The sequence below is a fragment of the Caballeronia terrestris genome, from assembly GCF_001544515.1.
GTDB classification, from domain to species: Bacteria; Pseudomonadota; Gammaproteobacteria; order Burkholderiales; family Burkholderiaceae; genus Caballeronia; species Caballeronia terrestris.
On the sequence record NZ_FCOL02000001.1, the window covers coordinates 305,058 to 326,211 of the forward strand.

The 21,154-nt window shown below is 65.6% G+C and carries 18 protein-coding genes and 1 pseudogene; 12 read left to right on the forward strand and 7 right to left on the reverse strand.

Features of this window, described 5'->3' with window-relative positions; all coding sequences use genetic code 11:
* Positions 1-9 precede the first annotated feature (9 nt).
* Both AWB67_RS01450 and AWB67_RS01455 read right to left on the reverse strand, forming a co-directional pair.
* Positions 10-423 carry a c-type cytochrome gene (locus AWB67_RS01450; RefSeq protein WP_087654437.1) on the reverse strand — a complete coding sequence of 138 codons (414 nt, stop codon included), beginning with the start codon at positions 421-423 and terminating at the stop codon, positions 10-12.
* Positions 424-641: 218 nt separating this feature from the next.
* On the reverse strand, positions 642-2,453 hold the full coding sequence (locus AWB67_RS01455) for a methanol/ethanol family PQQ-dependent dehydrogenase (RefSeq protein ID WP_087654438.1): 1,812 nt from the start codon (positions 2,451-2,453) through the stop codon (positions 642-644).
* A 373-nt stretch (positions 2,454-2,826) separates the two neighbouring features.
* On the opposite strand from AWB67_RS01455, the gene AWB67_RS01460 reads away from it, so the two are divergent.
* The 9 genes from AWB67_RS01460 to AWB67_RS01500 all read left to right on the forward strand — a co-directional run bounded on the left by AWB67_RS01460 (position 2,827) and on the right by AWB67_RS01500 (position 10,475).
* Positions 2,827-3,213, forward strand: coding sequence for a 4a-hydroxytetrahydrobiopterin dehydratase (locus AWB67_RS01460; protein ID WP_087654439.1), 387 nt, complete (start codon positions 2,827-2,829; stop codon positions 3,211-3,213).
* 200 nt (positions 3,214-3,413) lie between these two features.
* Positions 3,414-4,448 (forward strand): beta-ribofuranosylaminobenzene 5'-phosphate synthase family protein, encoded by a 1,035-nt coding sequence (locus AWB67_RS01465; RefSeq protein WP_087654440.1) that lies wholly within the window; start codon positions 3,414-3,416, stop codon positions 4,446-4,448.
* Positions 4,449-4,495: 47 nt separating this feature from the next.
* Positions 4,496-5,431: an NAD(P)-dependent methylenetetrahydromethanopterin dehydrogenase gene (locus tag AWB67_RS01470; protein ID WP_087654441.1), complete on the forward strand. Its 936-nt coding sequence runs from the start codon at positions 4,496-4,498 to the stop codon at positions 5,429-5,431.
* Positions 5,431-6,612, forward strand: a complete 1,182-nt coding sequence (locus tag AWB67_RS01475; RefSeq protein ID WP_087654442.1) for an ATP-grasp domain-containing protein — start codon at positions 5,431-5,433, stop codon at positions 6,610-6,612. Before AWB67_RS01470 ends, AWB67_RS01475 begins: the two co-directional genes overlap by 1 nt.
* Complete coding sequence (gene mch, locus AWB67_RS01480; RefSeq protein ID WP_087654443.1) at positions 6,590-7,594, forward strand: methenyltetrahydromethanopterin cyclohydrolase; 1,005 nt, start codon at positions 6,590-6,592, stop codon at positions 7,592-7,594. The genes AWB67_RS01475 and mch overlap by 23 nt, the downstream gene beginning before the upstream one ends.
* Positions 7,591-8,562 carry an ATP-grasp domain-containing protein gene (locus AWB67_RS01485; protein WP_087654444.1) on the forward strand — a complete coding sequence of 324 codons (972 nt, stop codon included), beginning with the start codon at positions 7,591-7,593 and terminating at the stop codon, positions 8,560-8,562. The genes mch and AWB67_RS01485 overlap by 4 nt, the downstream gene beginning before the upstream one ends.
* Positions 8,549-9,400, forward strand: coding sequence for a triphosphoribosyl-dephospho-CoA synthase (locus AWB67_RS01490; RefSeq protein WP_087654538.1), 852 nt, complete (start codon positions 8,549-8,551; stop codon positions 9,398-9,400). Before AWB67_RS01485 ends, AWB67_RS01490 begins: the two co-directional genes overlap by 14 nt.
* A gap of 107 nt (positions 9,401-9,507) precedes the next feature.
* Complete coding sequence (gene fae / locus AWB67_RS01495; RefSeq protein WP_087654445.1) at positions 9,508-10,017, forward strand: formaldehyde-activating enzyme; 510 nt, start codon at positions 9,508-9,510, stop codon at positions 10,015-10,017.
* 71 nt (positions 10,018-10,088) lie between these two features.
* Positions 10,089-10,475 (forward strand): hypothetical protein, encoded by a 387-nt coding sequence (locus AWB67_RS01500; protein ID WP_087654446.1) that lies wholly within the window; start codon positions 10,089-10,091, stop codon positions 10,473-10,475.
* Between the two features lie 9 nt (positions 10,476-10,484).
* On the opposite strand, the gene AWB67_RS01505 is transcribed toward AWB67_RS01500, so the two are convergent.
* Positions 10,485-10,973: a dihydroneopterin aldolase gene (locus AWB67_RS01505; protein ID WP_087654447.1), complete on the reverse strand. Its 489-nt coding sequence runs from the start codon at positions 10,971-10,973 to the stop codon at positions 10,485-10,487.
* A 420-nt stretch (positions 10,974-11,393) separates the two neighbouring features.
* On the opposite strand from AWB67_RS01505, the gene AWB67_RS01510 reads away from it, so the two are divergent.
* The 3 genes from AWB67_RS01510 to AWB67_RS01520 are packed head-to-tail and all read left to right on the forward strand — an operon-like array spanning position 11,394 to position 15,411.
* Positions 11,394-13,448 (forward strand): sigma-54-dependent Fis family transcriptional regulator, encoded by a 2,055-nt coding sequence (locus AWB67_RS01510; protein ID WP_087654448.1) that lies wholly within the window; start codon positions 11,394-11,396, stop codon positions 13,446-13,448.
* Positions 13,445-14,044 carry a flavoprotein gene (locus AWB67_RS01515; protein ID WP_087654449.1) on the forward strand — a complete coding sequence of 200 codons (600 nt, stop codon included), beginning with the start codon at positions 13,445-13,447 and terminating at the stop codon, positions 14,042-14,044. Before AWB67_RS01510 ends, AWB67_RS01515 begins: the two co-directional genes overlap by 4 nt.
* Positions 14,023-15,411 (forward strand): DUF6513 domain-containing protein, encoded by a 1,389-nt coding sequence (locus AWB67_RS01520; RefSeq protein ID WP_087654450.1) that lies wholly within the window; start codon positions 14,023-14,025, stop codon positions 15,409-15,411. Before AWB67_RS01515 ends, AWB67_RS01520 begins: the two co-directional genes overlap by 22 nt.
* 88 nt (positions 15,412-15,499) lie before the next feature.
* Here the strand turns inward: AWB67_RS01520 and AWB67_RS01525 are convergent, their stop codons facing one another.
* The 4 genes and pseudogenes from AWB67_RS01525 to tkt form a co-directional block, all read right to left on the reverse strand.
* Positions 15,500-16,960, reverse strand: coding sequence for a YadA family autotransporter adhesin (locus AWB67_RS01525; RefSeq protein WP_235024998.1), 1,461 nt, complete (start codon positions 16,958-16,960; stop codon positions 15,500-15,502).
* Positions 16,961-17,068: 108 nt separating this feature from the next.
* Positions 17,069-17,617: pseudogene (locus AWB67_RS43300) on the reverse strand (ESPR-type extended signal peptide-containing protein); the annotation flags it as partial.
* A gap of 410 nt (positions 17,618-18,027) precedes the next feature.
* Positions 18,028-19,065 (reverse strand): class II fructose-bisphosphate aldolase, encoded by a 1,038-nt coding sequence (gene fba / locus AWB67_RS01530; protein ID WP_087654452.1) that lies wholly within the window; start codon positions 19,063-19,065, stop codon positions 18,028-18,030.
* Positions 19,065-21,128 (reverse strand): transketolase, encoded by a 2,064-nt coding sequence (gene tkt, locus AWB67_RS01535; RefSeq protein WP_087654453.1) that lies wholly within the window; start codon positions 21,126-21,128, stop codon positions 19,065-19,067. Before tkt ends, fba begins: the two co-directional genes overlap by 1 nt.
* Positions 21,129-21,154 lie beyond the last annotated feature (26 nt).

Here is a 21,154-nt window from a genome sequence, read left to right on the forward strand (position 1 = left end):
CGGGCTTGCTCATTTTGCATCGATTGCCTGCAAGTCGCCGGGGTTGATTTTGCCGTCGGAGCGGCCTTTCAGGTACGCGTACAGGTTTTCCCAGTTCTTCTGCATCATCTGGCTCGAACTGAAGTCGGGCATGCCCTTGTCGATACGCCCGCCGAATACCGTCCGATGGAATTCCTTCGTGTCGAGTGTCTTGAACGCCTCGATCAGCGACGGGCCCACCATCCCCTCCTGCTTCGCGCCGTGACAGCGCTCGCAGGCGAGCGCGCGCCATGTCTTCCAGCCTTGCAGCGTATTGCTGTCGACCTTGTTGCCGTCCTGGACCTTGTACGCTACCGGCTTGACCTGTCCCGGGTCGGTCTGGGCGTAGGAAGCGGGTATTGCGAACAGTGCGATTGCCAGCGGCAAGAGTGATCGGCCTTTCATGCGTCTTTCTCCTATGTCAGCCAGAGTTGGCGCTATCGACCAGAGTTAGCGCTTCAGCGCTTTACTCTGGTCCCATGCGCCTTACTCTGGTCCCGTGCAAATTAATTACCTTTCGATATTCCGCCGCTAATAGCCGAATACCCTTTCTTCAGGGACGCCGCCAACCACCGCCTCATGACTTCGAGGCGGGGCTGGCGTGCGTTGCTACGAGGGATGGATCAGCCGCCGGGGATGGCGAACACGAAGAGCGTGCCGCCGAGTGCCGTGTACTTCGCCAATTCGCGATAGCCGCCGACCGCGCCGAGGCCTTCCGTCGACTTCTGGAGACCTGCTGCCATGCCGATGCCGGCCCAGCCGCCGATGCCCGAATAGACGCCGACAAACTGCTTGCCCTGGTACTGATACGTGAAGACGTTGCCGATGATCCCGGACGGCGTCTTGAACTTCCACAGTTCCTTGCCGTCCTTGATGCGCACTGCCTTCAGATACCCTTCGAGCGTGCCGTAGAACGCGATGCCGCCGGCCGTTGCGAGCGCGCCGGACCACACCGAGAACTTCTCCGGCTTGGACCACGCGATCTTGCCCTTGCTCGCATCCCACGCGATGAAGTTGCCCATCGCGCCGTTCTGGTTCGGACCCGGATACATCGAGAGCGTCGCGCCGACGAACGGCTGACCCGACACGTACTCGACCTCGAACGGCTCATAGTCCATGCAGACGTGATTCGTCGGCACGAGGAAGAGCCCCGAGTTCGGATCGAACGAGGCGGGCTGCTGGTCCTTCGACCCGAGCGCTGCCGGGCAGATGCCCTTCACGTTGTGGTCCGGACCGGCTTTCTGCGTCGAGTAGGTCGCGTTGCGCACCGGCAGGCCGCTCTTCACGTCCACGCTGTCGGCCCAGTTCACCGCCGGGTCGTACTTCTGCGCGACGAGCAGTTCGCCCGACTCGCGATTGAGCGTGTAGCCGAAGCCGTTACGGTCGAAGTGGACGATCGCCGGAACCTTCTTGCCGCCCATCGGCAGGTCCGCGAGGATCATCTCGTTCACGCCGTCATAGTCCCACTCGTCGTGCGGCGTCATCTGGTAGACCCACTTCGCCTTGCCGGTGTTCAGGTCGCGAGCGAAGATCGACATCGACCATTTGTTGTCACCGGGGCGTTGCGTCGGGTTCCATGTGCCCGGGTTGCCGGTGCCGTAGTAGACAAGGTTGAGCTTCGGGTCCCATGCGTACCAGCCCCAGGTGGTCCCACCTCCGGACTTCCACTGATCGCCCTTCCAGCTCTTGAGCGACGAGTCCGCGCCGATCGGGATCATCTTGCCGTCGGACCAGGTCATGGTCTGCTGCGGGTCCATCAGCATTTCGTTGTCCGGGCCCGTGCTGAACGCCTTCCAGACTTCCTTGCCGCTCTTGATGTCGTACGCGATCAGCCGTCCGCGCACGCCGAACTCGCCGCCCGAGATGCCGGTGAGCACCTTGTCGCCGAACACGTGCGGCGCGTTGGTGTTGGTTTCACCCGCCTTCGGATTGCCGTTCTGCGCCGTCCACACGACTTCGCCCGTCTTTGCATTGAGCGCGACGAGTTTCGTATCGGCTTGCTGGAGGAAGATCTTGTCGTCGCCATAGGCGAGACCGCGGTTCACCGTGTCGCAGCACATCACCGAGATGACCTGCGCGTCCTGCTTCGGCTCGTATTGCCAGAGGAAGGTCTGATCCTTGAGGTTGATCGCGATGACCTTGTTGGGGAAGGGAGAGTGGATGTACATCGTCTCGCCGATGACGAGCGGCGAACCTTCGTGACCGCGCAACACGCCGGTCGACATGGTCCAGGCCACCTGTAGCTTGCCGACGTTCTGTTCGTTGATCTGCTTGAGCGGGCTATAGCGGTGATTCGAATAATCGCCCGCCTGTGCCGCCCAGTTCGATGGGTTCTTGATCAGTGTGTCGAGCTGCGGGTCTGCTTGTGCAACATAGGAATTCAGACTCGCCGTCGCGACCACCGCCAGTCCAAGAACCAGGGTGCGTAAGTTCATGTCTCCTCCAGAATGTGATGCCGTCCGACCCAGGGATGACCACGCTACCGGGTGCATTCCCGCGCGCCTTCTCGAATGCAGGTAACGAGCAACGCCCAAGCCCGGTTCATTGCCGGGCGAGTTGCGTATGGAGGGCAATTGCATATTCCATGCCGGAATGTGCGGCGAAGGGCCGGCTTAAGCGCTGTGTTTGCCTGCCATGGCTTTGCGGCCGGGCCGCGCGTCATCGGTGCGACACATACTGTGTCAAATCCGCGATAGGTCCTGAGGCGCGCAACACAAATCATCGCGAACGGGACATGACGCGATGCAGCACGTCTTCAGGCGCATACTGACTTTTTCGTTCACCGACACCCCACGCGGAGGCCACGCCATGACGCTAGCCGAGAAGGTTTACTCCGATGAAGAAGTCCAGCAACGCCTGACGGGCCCCTTGCAGCACTGGTACGTCGAAGACGGGTGGCTCCGGCGCAAGTACAAGACCGAGAGCTGGAAGGGCACGCTCATGGTGGTGAACACGGTCGGCCATCTCGCCGAGGCCGCGTGGCATCACCCGGACCTGACCGTGTCGTATGCGTTCGTCGTCGTGAAGCTGAAGACGCATTCGGCAAAGGGCATCACCGACAAGGACTTAACCCTCGCGACGAAGATCGAGGACGTGATCCAGTGGCAACCGGGCAAGGAAGGCGGCGCGCTCGAAGGCACCCCCGCCGACGACCAGCGCTTCCGCTATATCAAATACGACGCACCGAAGGCGTGAGCACTTTGCTTAACCTGCGCTGAACACAATGACGCGCGCCTGACACAGTGCGCGCCGTCCCTTCGCGCTGCGGGCCGCCCGTCAAGGCGCACGCGGCTGGTACGTCTCTTGCCTTGAATGCTCGGCTTGCTGCGCCGGGGTTTTTGGAGAACCGCGCGGACGGCGCCGCCCAACACGATTTTGAACCAGGGACATTCGCGATGCAGATGCCTTCCGGTCGCCTCTCGCAGCCATCAGCCGTGACGGTCGATGCCCCCGCGCGCCTGCATCTCGGCTTCATCGATCCGAACGCGTCGCTCGGGCGTGCGTTCGGCAGCGTCGGCCTCACGATCGACGGGCTCGGCACGCGGATCACGGCGCGGGTAGCGGATGAGACGCGCGTAGAGGGCGCGGCGGGCGATGCGCAGCGCGCGCGCATCGAGCGGTATCTGGAGCAACTGCGGGCGGCGTACGGCGGGCCGCCGGTCGCGGTGGAGGTGAATGCGACGCCGCGTGCGCACGCCGGCCTCGGCTCCGGCACGCAGCTCGCGCTGGCGCTCGGCACCGCGTACGTGCGCCTGGCCGGCCGCACCGCGACCACCGCGCAGATCGCAAGGCTGCTCGGACGCGGCGCGCGCTCGGGCATCGGCATCCACGGTTTCGATCACGGCGGGCTGATGGTCGACGGCGGACATGGGTCGAACGCGGCTGTTGGGATCGCGCGCCTGCCGCCGTTGTTGTTCCGCCAGCCGTTCCCGGGCGGCTGGCGCGTGCTGCTCGTCGACGATACCTCGCGCGAAGGCCTGCACGGCGACGAGGAGCGCCGCAGCCTCGCCGCGCTAGCGCCCTTCCCGCGATCGCTCGCCGCGCACCTGAGCCACCTCGTCTTGATGCGCGTGCTCCCCGGCGTCGCGGAAAGCGACTTCGACGCGTTCACGAAAGGCATCGGCGAATTGCAGCAGACGATTGGCGAATACTTCGCGCCTGCGCAGGGCGGCGTGTTCTCGAGCACGGCTGTCGCGCGCGCGCTCGGGGCTGTCGCCTCGCAGGAAATGGCCGGCATCGGACAGACCTCGTGGGGACCGACCGGCTTCGCGTTCCTGCGCAGCCCCGCCGCCGCCGAGCGCGCGCTCGCGGCGGCGCGCGAGGCGAGTCGCGCAAACCCGTCGATCACCTGCTCGATCGCCACCGGCCGCAACCGGGGCGCGACCTGGCACGCGGCCGAAATCCAGAAGTGCGGCATCGACGCCGCGTGAGGTTACGAAAGCAGTCCGGACGTCCCGAAACCCCCAGCGAGTCCCCCATGCCCGAAGCCACCGAGAGCACCCCACGGCCCTACATCCTGCACATGTTCACGGCCACACCGCAGATGAGCCCGTTCGACGTCAACATGGCCGCCGACGCGGGCTACCAGATCGTCGTGCCGTACTGCAACGTCGATGAGGCGAGCGTCGTCCAGTTGACGCAGGACGCCATCTTCTCGCGCGGGCCGAAGGGCGTGTCGCGCACCGGCATCTTCATCGGCGGGCGCGACGTGATGCTCGCCGCCGACATGCTCGATCGCGCGCGCCAGGCGATGGTCCCGCCGTTCGAAGTCTCCGTGTTCGCCGACCCGAGCGGCTCGTACACGACGGCAGCGGCGCTGGTCGCGCTCGTCGAGCGGCATCTTAAAAAGGAACACGGCGTCGATTTCGGCGGCAAGCGCGTGCTGATCCTGGGCGGCACGGGCGCGGTCGGCCGCGTGGCGGCGGCGATGGCTGCTTCGCTCGGCGCCGATGTCGCGATCGCGAGCCATTCGAGCGCCTCGCGCGCGACGCAGGTCAGCGACGAGATCAACCGGCGCTTCGACGTCGCCACTTCCGGCGTCGCGACGACCACGCCCGAGCAGTTGCAGAAGGAGCTGGCGCGCGCGGAAGTCGTGTTCGCGACGGCGGTGGCGGGCGTGCAGGTGATGAGCGCCGCCGACCTCGCGCACGCGAAAAACCTGCTGATCGCCGCCGACGTGAACGCAGTGCCGCCCGAAGGCATCGCGGGCGTGAACGTGATGGACGACGGCAAGCCGCTCGCGGGCGCCGCGCGCCAGGACGCGGTCGGGATCGGCGCGCTCGCGATCGGCAACGTTAAGTATCAGGTCGAGCATCGCCTCTTCGTCAGGATGCGCACGGGCGGCAAGCCCGTCTATCTCGGCTTTCCCGAGGCGTTCGACGAAGCCCGCGCGATCGCCGCCGGCCTCGGCTGATGCACGCGGGGACGCCGTTTTCGCGGAAGCCCTGCGTCGCGGTCGTGGGGCTGTCGGCGCGGATGCTGGCGCAATCGGCGGTGCGGGCGGGGCTCGAGCCCGTCGCGCTCGATATCTTCGGCGATCGCGATACGCGGGAGGAAGCAAGCGCGTGGTTTGATATCGGCGGCAAGGGGCTTTCGATCGACCGCGAGCTTTTGCTCGACGCGCTGCAGCGCGCCGCGCGCCTGCCGCGCATGCTCGGCTTCGTCGCGACGAGCGGAGTCGAACCGCTGCTGGGCGCGTTGTACCAGAGCGAGCGGCTGCCGCGCTTCATCGGCAACGACGCCGCGGCGACCGCCGCCGTGCGCGATCCGAAGCGGTTTTTCGCGCTGCTCGACGAGTGCGGCATCGCGCATCCGGTAGTCAGCTTCACGCGCCCCGCTGATCCGCGCAGATGGCTCGTGAAGCATGCCGATGGCTGCGGCGGCGTGCATATCGAAGCGGCTTCTTCGGAAAGCGAGGGCTGGCCGCATGCTTACTTTCAGCGCGTCGCCGCCGGGCGTTCGATGTCGGCGCTCTTCGTGGGCGCGCGTCGCGAGGCGTGTGTGATCGGCTTCGCGGAGCAATCGAGCGTCGCGGCGGGCAAGCTGGCCTTCGTACATTCTGGTTCGCTCGGGCCGGTCGATCTGCCTCCAACGGTGGCAGCGAAGCTCCACGAAGCGATCCGTGCGATCGTCTGGCGCACGGGGCTGACGGGACTGAACAGCATCGATTTCCTGCTCGACGGCAACGCGTTCAGCGTGCTCGAAATCAACGCGCGCCCTTCTTCCACAATGGCACTGTACGAAGCCGTCTGGCCGCAAAGCCTCTTTGCCTGTCACGTCGATGCTTGCCTGCACGGCCGGCTGCCTTCGCCGCCGCCCGCTCCGCCGCGCCGGGCGGGCCAGCGCGTCGCGTTCGCGCCTTTCTCGATAACGGCGTCGAAGCCGTTCAGCGACGCGCTCCACGGCGACCCCGCCTGCCAGGACGTCCCGCTCGCCGGCACGCGCATCGAAGCGGGTCAGCCGGTCTGCACGCTCGCCGTGACCGCGCCGACGCTCGACGCAGTGCAGCACGAACTCGAACGCCACCACGCGCGTCTATTGCAACGAATCGAAACCTGTCGCGAGCCTTTTCATGACGTCAACACCTTCCGCTGATCCCTCGCACCACCTGAGCGTCAACGCATTGAGCGAACGCCTCGTCGCGCGTCTCGTCGACGATGCCGCGCGCTACGCCGTCGCGATCACGCGCACGGACGCCGGCACGACGCTCGTCGATGCGGGCGTCGCTGCACCGGGCGGCGTCGAGGCGGGCCTGCTGACCGCGCGCATCTGCATGGGCGGGCTCGGGCGCGTCGCGCGGCGCATGAGCGCCGAGGCCGAGCCGTTCTGGCCGAGCCTGATCGAAGTCCATACGTCGATGCCGGTCCTCGCCTGCCTCGGCAGCCAGTACGCAGGCTGGAGCCTCGCCGCGACCAAGGAGGAAACAGGCGGCAAGAAATTCTTCTCGCTCGGCTCCGGCCCGGCGCGCGCGCTCGCCGTGAAGGAGCCGCTCTTCGACGAACTCGGCTACCGCGACCGCCACGCGCGCGGCGCGCTTGTGATGGAAGTGGACCGCCTGCCGCCGCAAGTCGTCATCGACAAGGTGTTGCGCGATTGCGCGCTCGAACCCGAAGCGCTCACGATCGTCGTCACGCCGACACACTCGGTCGCGGGGACGGTACAGGTGGTGGCGCGCGTTGTCGAGGTTGCGCTGCACAAGACGCACGTGCTCGGCGTCGATCTGGCGGAGGTGGTTGAGGGAAGCGGCACGGCGCCGCTGCCGCCGCCCGCGCCCGACGCGATCCAGGCAATGGGCCGCACAAACGACGCCATCCTTTACGGCGGCCGCGTCCATCTGACCGTGAAGCACGACGCGGTGGCCGAGCGCCTCGTCGCCGAATTGCCGTCGCGCAACGCGCGCGACTACGGGCGGCCGTTCGCGGAAATCTTCACCGCGTTCAACTTCGACTTCTATCAGATCGATGCCGCGCTCTTCGCGCCCGCCGAAGTGTGGGTGAGCAGCCTCGAAAGCGGCGCGACGTGGCACGGCGGCGCAATCGACGCCGCGTTGCTGCGCGCGCAGTGGGGAAAACCATGACCGGAGCACTGCGCATCGCGATCATGACCGACGAGACCGGCTGGCACACCTCGCGTCTCAAAAAGGCGTTTCGCGCGCGCGGGGTGGAGGCGCGCTGCGTCGATCTCGCCGATTGCCGCATCGACACGACCTGGGCCCCGCACGGCCTGGCGATCCCCGGCTTCGGCCACGGGCTGCCGGACGCCGTGTTCGTGCGCGGCATCGCGGGCGGGACGTTCGAGCAGGTGACGCTCCGGCTCGGCATCCTGCACGCGCTGCGCGAATGCGGCGTGCCGGTCTACAACGACGCGCGCGCGATCGAGCGTAGCGTCGACAAGTCGATGACGAGCTTTCTCCTCAACCGCCACGGCGTACCGACGCCCCCCACGTGGGCCGGGGAATCGGCGGCGTTCGCGCAGCGCGTGCTGATGCGGGAGGCCGCGGCGGGTCGCAAGGTCGTGATGAAGCCGCTGTTCGGCTCGCAGGGCAAGGGCTTGCGGCGGCTGGGCGCGGGTGCGGGCGGGCGACTCGCGCCGCTGCCTTCCTTACGCCCATTCAGCGACGTGGCGTATTTGCAGCGCTACGTCGAAAGCGGCCGCCCCGGCTTCGACTGGCGCGTGCTGGTGATCGGCGGAAAAGCCGTCGCGGCGATGCGGCGGGTCGGCGGCCGGGGCTGGATTCACAACTTCGCGCAGGGTGCGGCGTGCGAACCGGCGCTCGTCACCGACGCCCTCGCCGACACCGCCATCCGCGCGACGCAGGCGCTCGGCCTCGATTACGCGGGCGTCGACCTGATTCCCGAGAGCGGCGGGCCGGACGCGGCCGCGCGCCCGCTCGTGCTCGAAGTGAACGGCGTCGCGGCATGGCGCGGGCTGCAATCGGTGACGCGGTTCGACATCGCCGCCGCGCTCGTCGACGATCTGCTCGACCGCAAGCTCGCGCTACCTGGTGCGCCCGTCGCGCTGGCAAGCGGCGATGCAAGCCGCTGAAGCTCGCGACGCCTTTTTGCGCGCGTGCCGGCTCGACGTCGAGACGCCTAAGCCGGGCAACGTGAGCGTCGATAGCGCGGGCCACGGGATGTCGGCCGCGCAGTTCATCGCGAGCGCCGACGCGGCGGCTGGGGCGCTTTTTACGCGGGGCGCAAGCGTCGGCGAGCGGATTCTTAGTGCCGTGGAGCGCACGCTTGACGTCGCCGGCTGCAATACAAATCTTGGCATCGTGCTGCTGTGCGCGCCGCTAGCGACGGCGCTCGAAGCAAATCCCGTCGATGCCACCGCCTGGCAGGCCGAAACGGAGCGCGTACTCGAACGCCTCGACATCGACGATGCCCGCGCCGCCTATCGCGCGATCGCGCTCGCGAACCCCGGCGGCCTCGGCGACGCGCCCGAGCAGTCGGTGCAGGAAGAGCCGAGCGTCGACCTGCGCGCCGCGATGACGCTCGCCGCCGCCCGCGACAGCATCGCGCGCCAGTACGCGAACGGTTTCCGCGACATTTTCGAGACGGGGCTGGCCGCCGCCGCGCCCTTCGAATCGCCGACGACGGCCACGCTCAACGTGTTCCTCACCTTCCTCGCGACGTGGCCCGATTCGCACATTGTGCGCAAGCAGGGTGTGACGATGGCGCAAAGTGTCACACGCGAGGCGCGCCTGAGACACGGGGAATGGAAAGCCGCCGCCGCGTCAGGCGCAACGCCGCGCCTCGCCGCATGGGACGCCGCGCTGAAGGCGCAGGGCATCAATCCGGGCACTAGCGCCGATCTCACGGTCGCGACGCTGTTCGTCGCTGGATGCGTTGTTCAAAGTCCGCGCGATTGGCACGGATCATGATAGGTACTTCGTGGTTTGCCCACCCTTAAGTCTTGCGCGACCGGAAGCCGGGCGTCGCGAGTAGTCCGCAAGTCGAATATCCGAGACCCAATCACTGGAGGAACAGCATGGCCAAGATCAATCGCGTCCTGGTAGGAGAGTCGCTCATCGGCGACGGCAACGAGGTCGCTCACATCGACTTGATCATCGGACCGCGGGGTTCCGCAGCCGAAACTGCGTTCTGCAACGCGCTCACGAACAACAAGGACGGCTTCACGTCGCTTCTGGCCGTCGTCGCGCCGAACCTGCTCACGAAGCCGAACACGATCCTCTTCAACAAGGTGACGATCAAGGGCGCCAAGCAGGCAGTGCAGATGTTCGGCCCGGCGCAGCACGCAGTGGCGCTCGCGGTGGCGGACTGCGTCGAGGACGGCACGATCCCCGCCGACGAAGCCGACGATCTATTCATCTGCGTGGGCGTCTTCATCCACTGGCAAGCCGAGGACGACAAGAAGATCCAGGAGTTCAACTACAAGGCGACACGCGAGGCGCTGCAGCGCGCGGTGGCGGGCGAGCCGAGCGCGAAGGAAGTCGTTGCGAAGAAGGCGACGGCCGCGCACCCGTTTGCGCCGAACTGAGGGCTTACGCCTTAAGCATCGCGCGGCCTTCGTGGCCGCGCGTCCGCTTCAATTTTTTCGAGGCTTTCTGCATGACTTCACGATGTCGCGCGCTGCTGGTTCTCGCCTGCCTCCTGCCGGCTGCCCCGCTCGCGCTCGCTGCCGGCGCTGCGGCGCAGGTCCACGATTACCCCACGCAGGGACGCGTGGAGTACGTACTCGGCTGCATGGACGACAACGGCCACGACTTCGTCAACGTCTACAAGTGCTCGTGCGCGATCGATCGCATCGCGGCGTCGCTTCCCTATGACGATTTCGTCGAGCAATCGACGTTTTCCAAATACGCGACACTCGGCGGCGAAGGCGGCGCGGAGTTTCGCGTCGATCGCGCGAAGGCGCAGACGAAGAAGTTCCGCGCGCTGCAGGCCGACGCGTACCGCGCCTGCGGCATCGGCCGGCCGGGGACCGTGGCTAAATAAGCGCTCTGGTCAGTTGGGGATGAGGCCTTCGCCGAGCGACGCGTACGTCGCCATCCCGCGCGCGCGCCGCCGCTCGATCAACACGCCGACCGATTCGACGTCATCGAATTTCGCGGGTTTCGCGAGCGATACCCGCACCCAGTGCGCGCCGAAATCCGCGATCAGCAACTGCGCGATTTTTTCCGCGAGCGCTTCCAGCAACTGCACGCCGTGCGACGCGAGCAGCGCATGCAGCGCCTCGCGCACGGCGGCGTAATTGATGGTGTCCTCGATGCGGTCGGTGGTGCACGCGCGAATCGCCGGCACGCCGATCGCGAGACTCATGCGTACAGGCTGCGGCTCGTGCAGCTCGCTCTTGTCGATGCCGATCACCGTGCGGCCCGTCAATCCTTCGATATAGACGATGTCCATCGGCGTTATGTCGTGCGCGCCTTGTTGCGCTGCGGCATTGAAAGCGTCGGGAGAGCCGGAGTGGCGAATCGCATCGAAACGGTCCATGTGGGTGACCTGCCTTTGAGAGAGGTTACTTGTTTGCTAAGACGAGGCATCAAGCAAAAACCGGGCGCATGCGAGTCTCCAGCCAATTGGATCGAAGCTAACGAGTCTATCCATTTTGCATAAACTCGCTAACTTCCCTATAAATCGCGCATTCGATGCGGCACGGCTCCGCGACCAAGCAAAAACCGGGCAAGAAAACCTTCCCATCTGCGACTACTTATTGAACAAGAACGTCAACGGATGTAGAGTTTTGCAGTAATCAGGCGGGAGAGCGGCTTTGCTGACGACATAGAAAGCCCGCACCGCAACGCCGCGCATGCGTACGGAGACAACGCAGCGCACAGGGGAATCACAACAGTTGGCGCCGAACGCGAAACCGCCCATGCGGAGCGCAAACGGACGCCAGGGAGACAAGCCCCCATGTCGTCGCTCGCTGACATCGATACCCATGTCCGAGAAGTCCTGAAGATCGTCAACAACCCGCTCGCGGCGCGCGCCGCGAACGATTCCGTTGCCCAGTCGTGGATTCGCTGCCTGAACGAGTTCAGGCTCGATCCCGCGCGCTTCGTGATGCCGCCGGTTCTCACGCAGCAGGAGCTCGCTGATCGCCGCGAGGCCGCGAGTGACCTGATCGCGTGCTCGAAGCTCGAAATGACCACGCTCTACCAGCAGCTTGCGGACCCGGAACTCGCGGTCGTCCTGGTCGATGCGGACGGCGTGATCGTGCATCAGGTGTCGTCGGTGCCGTTCGGCGAGGCCGTCGCCGCCGACGGGCTGCGCGTCGGCGCCCTCTGGAGCGAACGCGAAGCCGGTACCAACGGCATGGGCACGTGCCTCATCGAACGCGACTGCATCGCCGTGTGCCAGCACGAGCACTTCTATCCGCGCTACACGTCTCTCACGTGCTCGGCCGCGCCGATCTTCGACGATCGCGGCACGATCGTCGGCGTGCTCGACGTCACTAGCCGCTCGAAACTCCTGCAGCAGCATTCGCTGGTGCTCGTCGGCATGTCGCGGCAGATGATCGAGAACCGCCTGATCGATGCGCGCTACCGGCACGCGAACATGATCCACTTCCACAGCCGGCCGGAGTTCGTCGGCACGCTGCACGCGGGCAAGCTCGCCGTCAGCGACGACGGCGTCGTGCTCGCCGCGAGCCGCAGCGCCCTCTTCCAGCTCGACTTCCGCTCGCCCGCCGAACTGTGCGGCAAGCGCATCGACGAAGCGTTCAACGCGCAGCTCGAAGACATGATCGCGCGCAGCATCCGCGGCTCGTTCCATCCGGTGACGGTGTACAGCGCGAAGGCGAACAGCCGCTTCTTCCTGACCGCGCAGACGCCGCGCGAGGCCGGCACTGGCTCGACGCGCATCCTGCTCAACGATCCGCTGTCGCCCGCGGCACGCGCGAAGGCACCGCGCAAGGACGCGCCGCGCGAAACGGCCGGCCGCCTCGACAAGCTCTCGCACCTCGAATTCGGCGATCCGCGCATGGCGTCGCAGATCCAGCTCGCGGCGCGCGTGATCCAGCGCAAGATCCCGATCATCCTGCGGGGCCAGACCGGCACCGGCAAGGAAGTGTTCGCCAATGCGCTGCACAGCATCAGCCCGAATAGCGGCGGCACGTTCGTCGCGGTGAATTGCGCGTCGCTGCCGGAGAATCTGATCGAAAGCGAATTGTTCGGCTATCGCGCGGGCGCGTTCACCGGCGCGCAGCGCGAAGGACGGCGCGGCAAGATCGTGCAGTCGAATGGCGGCACGCTGTTTCTAGACGAAATCGGCGATATGCCGATGGCCTTGCAAGCGCGCCTCTTGCGCGTGCTGGAGGAGCACGAGGTCACACCGCTCGGCGCGGAGACGACGGTCAAGGTCGATTTTCAACTGATCAGCGCGAGCCACCGCAACCTGATCGAACTGGTGCAGACGGGCATCTTCCGCGAGGACCTGTATTACCGGCTGAACGGCATCGAGATCAATTTGCCGCCGCTGCGCGAACGCGCCGATGCGCTCGCGCTCATCACGCACATCCTCGAAAGCGAAGCCGACGATCCGCCCACGCTCAGCGCCGAAGCGCGCCATGCGCTTTTGAGCTACGCGTGGCCGGGCAATATCCGCCAGTTGCGGCACGTGCTGCAAATGGCGATCGCGCTCTGCGACGGTCCCGAGATCCGCTGCACGCACTTGCCCGCCGAAGTGGTGAACGGCACGAGCACGCAGACGGCCGCGCGCCTCGCGCCGCCGCCGGCCGCACCCGCCGCGCCCGTCGCGCACCTCACCGACGACGCCGACACTTCCGCCCTCAACGCGATCCAGGTGCGAGAACGCGAGACGGTGCTGTCGCTGCTCGACGAGCATCGCTGGAACGTGAGCAACGTCGCGAAGGTGCTCGGCATCAGCCGTAACACCCTGTACCGGAAGATGCACAGACTGCATATCCGTCTGTCGCACGACGGACCCGCCGCCGCATCCGACGCATGACGGAACACACGCCCGCCCGCCGGCTCGACGAGTTCAAGCCCGACGCGCGTTTCGCGTGGTGTGTGACCGGCTCCGGTCACATGATCGAGGAATCCATCGATCTCGCATTGCGGCTGCCGGGCGTCGACTTGTTCCTGTCGTCGGCGGGGGAGGAAGTGCTGCCGCTCTACGGCTGGCCCGTGCCGAAGCTGCGCGAGCACTTTCGCGTGTTCCGCGACAACAGCGCGAGCAGCGTACCCGTCGGCATGCTGTATCAGGGCGACTATCACACGGTCGTGATCGCGCCCGCGACGAGCAACACCGTCGCGAAGTGCGCGCTCGGCATCTCCGATACCCTGCCGACCAATCTCTACGCGCAAGCTGGCAAGCAGTGCGTGCCGGGCATCGTTTTCGCATGCGATACGGCACCGAGCGTCATCACGCAGAGTCCGCACGAGTGGGTCGAAGTGAGGCCGCGCGCGATCGAATTCGAGAACGTCGAGCGGCTCGCGCGCATCGAAAACACGACGGTCGCGCGTTCGCTCGACGATCTGAAGGCCGCGCTCGATCAACGGCTGTCGAACCTCGGGCTCGCATGGAACACATCGTCTTCCTGACTGGCAGGCTCGCTGAGAAGAGCCTGCATCAGGTGCTCGAAGGCATGGCGCCGACGCCCTTTACTTGGGAAGTGCGCGAAATAGGATTGCAGGTCGCGGGCTTGATGACGGCCGACATGATTCGACGCCGCGTCGCGTTGCCGCTACCGCCTGAAACGAGCCGCGTGATCGTGCCCGGCCGATGCCGCGGCGATCTCGATGCGCTCTGCGAGCACTACGGCGTGCGTGTCGAGCGCGGGCCCGAGGAGGTGAAGGACCTGCCGCAGTTCTTCGGACGCGAGGCGCGGCATTTCGACTTATCGCGCTACGAGACCGCGATCTTCGCGGAGATCGTCGATGCGCCGCGGCTCGATCTCGATGGCATCGTGGCGCGCGCTCGCGAGTATGCGCGGCAAGGCGCGGACGTGATCGATATCGGCTGCCTGCCGGAGACACCGTTTCCGCATCTCGAAGACGCGGTGCGGCGATTGAAGCGCGAAGGCTATCGCGTGAGCGTCGATTCGATGCTCACCGACGAACTCGTGCGCGGCGGCCACGCGGGCGCGGATTACCTGATGAGCCTGAACGTCGATACGTTGTGGGTCGCAGACGTTGTGGCGTCGACGCCGGTTCTCGTCGCGCGCGAACCCGGCGATCACGCGTCGCTCGACGCCGCCATCGACGCGATGACTGCGCGCGGCCGTCCCTTCCTCGCCGATCCGATCCTCGACCCGATTCCGTTCGGGCTCGCGGCATCGATAGCGCGCTACGTGTCGCTGCGCGAGCGTTATCCCGATGCTGCGATCATGATGGGCATCGGCAACGTGACCGAACTGACCGAAGCAGACACGAGCGGCATCAACGCGGTGCTGCTCGGCATGGCGGCGGAATTGCGCGTCGCGGCCGTGCTGACGACATCGGTGAGCCTGCACGCGCGGCGCGCTGTGCGCGAGGCGGACGTCGCGCGTCGCGTGATGCATGCGGCGCGCGAGGCGCAGGTGCTGCCGAAGGGCATCTCGGGCGAACTGTCGGCGCTGCATGCGAAGCGGCCGTTTCCTTATAGCGCGGCGGAAATCGACGAATTCGCACAAGCCGTGCGCGATCCGAACTTTCGCGTGCAGGTCGCAGCTGATGGCATCCATGTGTATAACCGCGACGGTCATCAGACCGCCGGCGATCCGTTTGCGTTATATCCGGCGCTGAAGCTGGAGAGCGACGGCGGGCATGCGTTTTATATGGGTGTGCAGCTCGCGCGCGCGGAAATCGCGTGGCAGTTGGGCAAGCGCTTCAATCAGGATCAGCCGCTCGGCTGGGGCTGCGAAGTGGATCGCGTGGAAGAGGACTTGATGGCGTGGCACGCGCCGGGGGCGACTAAGAAGAAGGGGTGAACGTCCTCACGCCCGATAAGAAAAAACCCCTTGCGGACTCTCGTCTGCAAGGGGCTGCGATTTTATTGCACGCGCATCGTCGGGATGCTTACCAATGCACGCCTGCACCAGCCGTCACGCCGTATTCCCCGTGGCCGTCGGTCGTGCCGGTGATCTTGACCGCGATCTTGCCGCTCTCCGACAACGCCGAAACGCCCATCGCCACCGCGCTCTCTCCGCGATAGTTGCTGCCCGCGACCGCCACCATCCCGCGGCCCGGAAGCGAAGACGCCGGCAAGCCCGCGATGGCCATCGCCGCCGCTACGCCCGCGAAGCTGTCGCGACGCACCTGGTTGACGCGCGAATCCGTGTAGGCGTTCGCATTGGCGACACCGCTCGCGACATTGCCCTGCAATTGCGAGAAGTTGACCGCATCGTTGGGCTGCGTGCCGGCGGCGACGTTCGTGATCTGCCGCTCGTTGCCTTCCGAACCCACCGATACCGAGTTCGCGCGATCGGTCGTCGAGTTCGCACCGAGCGCCACAGCGTTGTCGTTCGACGCCTTCGCGCCCGCGCCGAGCGCGGTGCCGTTGGCGGCGTCGGCCACCGAGTTCGCGCCGAGTGCCGTGCCGTTGTTGCCGGCGGCGGACGCATTCGCGCCCAACGCCGTCGCATGCGTGCCCGATGCCTTGGCGGCTTCGGTCTCGCTATTGCCGTCGGCCGCGACAAACGGAGAATGCGCGGCGCTCGCGATGGTATTCGTCACCGAGTTTTGAAGCTCGAACAATTGCGAACCGTTGATCGCTTCCTTGCTGTCCGCAGAGACCGTGCCGCTCGCGACGTTGGCAATCGTCACCGGTCCATGGGAGCCGTCCGCGCCGCCGAGCGTGACCTTGCTCTGCGATGCGTCGTCGTACTTGACCGCGCTATTGGCGACCGATGCAACGACTGCGCTGACGTCGTCGATCTTCGCGTCCACGCCTTTCAACTGCGCGACGTTGACGGCGTCGGTATCGGCGGAACCTGCGGCCACGCCCGTGATCTGTCGATTGCCGACGTTCACCTCACCCGCCGACGATTGTGTTGCTGCAAGTCCATATGCAGCATAGTTGGCCTGGGCTCCAACAGTGGTCCGGGAACCCGCCCCCAGCGCCACACTGTCTGCAAAGCTGGCTTGCGCACCCCGGCCCAACGCGAGCGCATCGGAAGCCGACGCGATTGCGTTATAGCCGACTGCCGTGGAACCCACTCCCTGAGCATGTGCGTCTTCCGGCGCAAGGTTATTGTCGTTGGTACGCGCGTATTTCACGCCGCTGCCATTGCTCTCGATGTAGACGTTGCTTGTGTCTCCCGCCAGCGCGAACAACTGCGCACCGTTGACGGCGTCGGTGCTATCGGCCGACAACTCGCCAGCCTTGACATTCGTGATGAGCGTGCCGCCGATGCCCGCAAGCGTAACCGAGGCCCTGCTCGAACCCGCGTCATAAGTCAGTGCATCGAGCGCTTCGCCGCTTGCGTCAACAAGACCCGACGCCCGCAACTGACCAACAGTGGCAGCATCCGTATCCATCACACCTGCCTTCACATTCGTGATGGTCCGCTGTAAGGATGCGCTGCCGACCGACACCGAGTTCGTTGTATCTGCGACCGACCCCGCGCCCAGTGCGACGGCGTTCGCTGCACTCACGGTCGCCTTCGATCCGAGCGCGACACCGCCCGAAGCGTTGGTTGCGGTCCCGCCAAGGTTGATCGAGTCGTTCGAGTTCGACGTGCTGGTGCCACCGTTCGGACTGAACGTAAATGAGTTTGCCGAGTTCGTAACTGTCCCCCCGTTCGGCGCAAGCAACACGCTTTGCGTCGAGTTGGAGTCGAGGACCACAAAATTGCTTCCGATCACAACGGAACTCGCCGCATCGTTGGTGATCTGGGAACCGATGGAGATGGCGTCTGCGTTGTTGCTCACAACCGAGGATCCGATTGCGACAGAATCATTCACACTGCCCGCACTCGAACCTGATCCAATTGCGATCGCCGTTCCGCCAGAAGCGTTACCCCCGTCCAGACTGACTGCCGCCGATGCGCTCGTCGCAGCACCAGCGAGCGTCGCTGCAGTCAGCACTACCCTCGCGACTCGGCCGCTGCGCTTACCGCGCGTCGCCGCGTGTTCCGACACCGCCACATATGCGCCCAAAGCGCCATTCCTCAACGACTTGTACATCTTGTTCATCACCGCTACCTGCTCTGAGTTTGCAATCGACCTCTGGTGAAATGGCAGCGCAGCGGGTAAGTGACACCGCCGATGAACTGCATTCAGCCAAAACCAGCGCGCACTTTACTCAGATACAACCAAGACTCTAATAGGACGAATCTCAGTCAAATCGGTGAAACAACACACGAATCGACAAGGGGATACAGGTCCTCGTGAAGAGAATGGAGCACACCAGTGAGAGGAGAATCAATCCCGGCCTCGCCTGCCAGCGCTCATAGGAGATGCATGCGTCGAACCAATAAGCCCCCGACTCCGCGCCAAGAATACGTTTCGATCGTCGCTTCGGGCCAGGCCACGCTTTTTACCCGCGCGTCCGCCGAATGTCCGCGGATTTCATCCGCGGGCTTCACAATAGAACGGTTGATGGATCAGTGATACTTCCGAGCCATTGCATCGAGTGGCATCGGCTTGATGCGCTCGGCCTGTCCCGCGCAGCCGAACGCCTCGAAGCGCGCCACGCACAGCTCGCGCGCCGCCGACGTCGCCGCCTTCAGCGCGTGACGCGGATCGAACTCCGAGCGCGCCGACGCCAGCGCGCGCCGAATCGCGCCCGTCATCGCGAGGCGGATGTCGGTGTCGATGTTCACTTTGCGCACGCCGTTCGCGATGCCGCGCCGAATCTCTTCGACCGGCACGCCGTACGTCTCCGACAACTCGCCGCCATACTCGCGGATCATCGCGAGCCACTCCTGCGGCACCGAAGACGACCCATGCATCACGAGATGCGTATTCGGAATGCGCTCGTGAATCGCGACGATGCGGTCGATCGCGAGAATGTCGCCGGTCGGCTGGCGGCTGAACTTGTACGCGCCGTGCGACGTGCCGATCGCGATCGCAAGGGCATCGACGCCCGTCGCTTCGACGAACGCGTGCGCTTGCTCCGGGTCGGTCAGCAACTCTTCGCGCGTGAGCTTGCCCTCGGCGCCGACGCCGTCCTCGTCGCCCGCCGTGCCAGTTTCGAGCGAGCCGAGACAGCCGAGTTCTCCCTCCACCGACACCCCGACCGCATGCGCCGCCTCCACCACGCGCCGGCTCACCTCGACGTTGTAGTCGTAGGCGGCTGGCGTCTTCTGGTCGGGCATGAGCGAGCCGTCCATCATCACCGACGTGAAGCCCGAACGGATCGCCTGCTGGCACACCGACGGGCTCGCGCCGTGATCCTGATGCAGCACGACCGGCAAGTCGGGATGCGCCTCCAGCGCGGCAAGCACGAGATGCCGCAGGTACGGCTCGCCCGCGTACTTGCGCGCGCCCGCGGACGCCTGCAGGATCACCGGGCTTTTCGTGGCCTCGGCCGCCTGCATGATCGCCTGGATCTGCTCCATGTTGTTGACGTTGAACGCGGGCACGCCGTAACTGTGCTCGGCCGCGTGGTCCAGCAATTGACGCAAGGCGATGAAGGCCATCACACGCTCCCTGAAGTTGAAACGACGCGGCGGGCTTCATCGACGACCGCGCCGACGGTCACCCCGAAATGCTCGAACAGCGCGCCAGCGGGCGCCGATTCGCCGAACGTATCGATACCGACCACGCCGCCTTCGAGGCCGACGTACTGCCGCCAGAATCCGGTCACGCCCGCCTCCACCGCGACGCGCGGCACGCCCGGCGGCAGTACCCTTTCACGCCACGCATGTGACTGGCGATCGAATACGGTGGTCGATGGCATCGAGACGACGCGCGCCAGGATGCCTTCTTCCCGCAGCGCGTCGATAGCACCCAGCGCGAGCGCGACTTCCGATCCCGTCGCGATCAGCACGACGCATTTGTCGTTCGGACCCGACGCATCCGGCCAGTCGCGCAGCACGTAGCCTCCGCGTTCGATCGCATCGATCTGTTGTTCGCTGCGCGCGATGAACGGCAGGTTCTGGCGGCTCAGCAACAGACACGAAGGACGATCGCGATCGATAGCGCTCACCCAAGCCTGCGCCGTCTCGACCGTATCGCACGGACGCCATACGTCGAGGCCCGGAATCAGCCGCAATGACGCCGCATGTTCGACCGATTGATGCGTCGGACCGTCTTCGCCGAGGCCGATCGAATCGTGTGTGAAAACGAACACCGTGCGCGTTTTCATCAGCGCGGCCATGCGCAGCGCGTTGCGCGAATAGTCGGAGAACGTGAGGAACGTGCCTCCGAACGGCAGATAGCCACGATGCAGCGCGATGCCGTTCAACACCGCGCTCATCCCGAACTCGCGCACGCCGAAGTGAATATAGTTGCCTTGCAAACTACTTTCGCCTGGCGAGACGGTGATTGCATCCTTCCAGCGCGTGAGGTTCGATCCCGTCAAATCCGCTGATCCGCCGAGCAATTCGGGCAGCGCGCGTGCAAGCCCTTCGATCGCGATCTGCGATGCCCTGCGCGTGGCGATCGATTGCGCGTCGCCGTTGGCATCGCGCACCAATGCGAGCGCGGCTTCGCGCCAGCTAGCGGGCAATGCGCCGCGCGCGCGGCGTTCGAACTCGGCGGCTTGCGCTGGATACTCTTCGCGATAGGCCGCAAACCGCTGCGTCCAGTCGGCTTCAGCGGATGCGCCTTCATCGCGTGCGTCCCAAAGCTGTCTTATTGACGCAGGGATCTCGAACGGCGCGTGCGGCCAGTCCAGCGCCTCGCGCGTCGCTTGCGCCTCCTTGCCGCCGAGCGGCGCGCCGTGCACGTCGTGCGTGCCCGCCATCGAGGGCGCGCCCTTGCCGATCACCGTCTTGCAACAGATGAGCGTCGGACGTTGCGAATCGCGTGCGTTCTGCAACGCGCGATCGACGGCATCGACATCGTGGCCGTCCACGTCGCGCAGCACATTCCAGCCGTACGCGGCGAAGCGCGCGGGCGTATCGTCGGCGAACCACTTCGCGACGTGGCCGTCGATCGAAATGCCATTGTCGTCGTAGAGCACGGTCAGTTTGTTCAGGCGCAGCGTGCCCGCGAGCGATGCCGCCTCGTGCGAGATGCCCTCCATCAAACATCCGTCGCCGACGAACACATACGTCCGATGATCGACCACATCGTGCCCCGGCCGATTGAACTCGCTCGCGAAGAGCGCTTCCGCAAGCGCCATCCCGACCGCGTTCGCGAAGCCTTGCCCGAGCGGCCCGGTCGTCGTTTCGACGCCAGGCGTCACGCCCACTTCGGGATGTCCCGGCGTTTTGCTATGCAACTGCCGGAAGCGCTCCAGTTCATCGACTGGCAAGTCATAGCCGGTCAAGTGCAGCAGGCCATACAGCAGCATCGATCCATGTCCGTTCGACAACACGAAGCGGTCGCGGTCAGCCCAATCAGGATTGCACGGGTTGTGCTTCAGATGCCGGCGCCACAGCGCGACGGCGATCTCGGCCATGCCCATCGGCATGCCGGGATGGCCGGAGTTCGCCTGCTGTACCGCATCGACGGCGAGCATGCGCAGCGCGTTCGCCATCGAGCGCGTGTCAGCGCGCGTCTCCGGCCTCTCCAGAGTTTCAGCAACGGCATTCATCGGATGCCTCCTTTCTACGATTGAGA

Bases quoted from the DNA above. Each gene is read 5' to 3' on its own strand.
- AWB67_RS01485 (WP_087654444.1), top strand. From the start codon at position 7,591: ATGACCGGAGCACTGCGCATCGCGATCATGACCGACGAGACCGGCTGG.
- AWB67_RS01460 (WP_087654439.1), top strand. From the start codon at position 2,827: ATGACGCTAGCCGAGAAGGTTTACTCCGATGAAGAAGTCCAGCAACGC.
- fae (WP_087654445.1), top strand. From the start codon at position 9,508: ATGGCCAAGATCAATCGCGTCCTGGTAGGAGAGTCGCTCATCGGCGAC.
- AWB67_RS01500 (WP_087654446.1), top strand. From the start codon at position 10,089: ATGACTTCACGATGTCGCGCGCTGCTGGTTCTCGCCTGCCTCCTGCCG.
- AWB67_RS01520 (WP_087654450.1), top strand. From the start codon at position 14,023: ATGGAACACATCGTCTTCCTGACTGGCAGGCTCGCTGAGAAGAGCCTG.
- AWB67_RS01525 (WP_235024998.1), bottom strand. From the start codon at position 16,960: ATGGATACGGATGCTGCCACTGTTGGTCAGTTGCGGGCGTCGGGTCTT.
- tkt (WP_087654453.1), bottom strand. From the start codon at position 21,128: ATGAATGCCGTTGCTGAAACTCTGGAGAGGCCGGAGACGCGCGCTGAC.
- AWB67_RS01470 (WP_087654441.1), top strand. From the start codon at position 4,496: ATGCCCGAAGCCACCGAGAGCACCCCACGGCCCTACATCCTGCACATG.
- AWB67_RS01465 (WP_087654440.1), top strand. From the start codon at position 3,414: ATGCAGATGCCTTCCGGTCGCCTCTCGCAGCCATCAGCCGTGACGGTC.
- AWB67_RS01450 (WP_087654437.1), bottom strand. From the start codon at position 423: ATGAAAGGCCGATCACTCTTGCCGCTGGCAATCGCACTGTTCGCAATA.
- AWB67_RS01505 (WP_087654447.1), bottom strand. From the start codon at position 10,973: ATGGACCGTTTCGATGCGATTCGCCACTCCGGCTCTCCCGACGCTTTC.
- mch (WP_087654443.1), top strand. From the start codon at position 6,590: ATGACGTCAACACCTTCCGCTGATCCCTCGCACCACCTGAGCGTCAAC.
- AWB67_RS01510 (WP_087654448.1), top strand. From the start codon at position 11,394: ATGTCGTCGCTCGCTGACATCGATACCCATGTCCGAGAAGTCCTGAAG.
- AWB67_RS01490 (WP_087654538.1), top strand. From the start codon at position 8,549: ATGCAAGCCGCTGAAGCTCGCGACGCCTTTTTGCGCGCGTGCCGGCTC.
- AWB67_RS01475 (WP_087654442.1), top strand. From the start codon at position 5,431: ATGCACGCGGGGACGCCGTTTTCGCGGAAGCCCTGCGTCGCGGTCGTG.
- AWB67_RS01515 (WP_087654449.1), top strand. From the start codon at position 13,445: ATGACGGAACACACGCCCGCCCGCCGGCTCGACGAGTTCAAGCCCGAC.
- fba (WP_087654452.1), bottom strand. From the start codon at position 19,065: ATGGCCTTCATCGCCTTGCGTCAATTGCTGGACCACGCGGCCGAGCAC.
- AWB67_RS01455 (WP_087654438.1), bottom strand. From the start codon at position 2,453: ATGAACTTACGCACCCTGGTTCTTGGACTGGCGGTGGTCGCGACGGCG.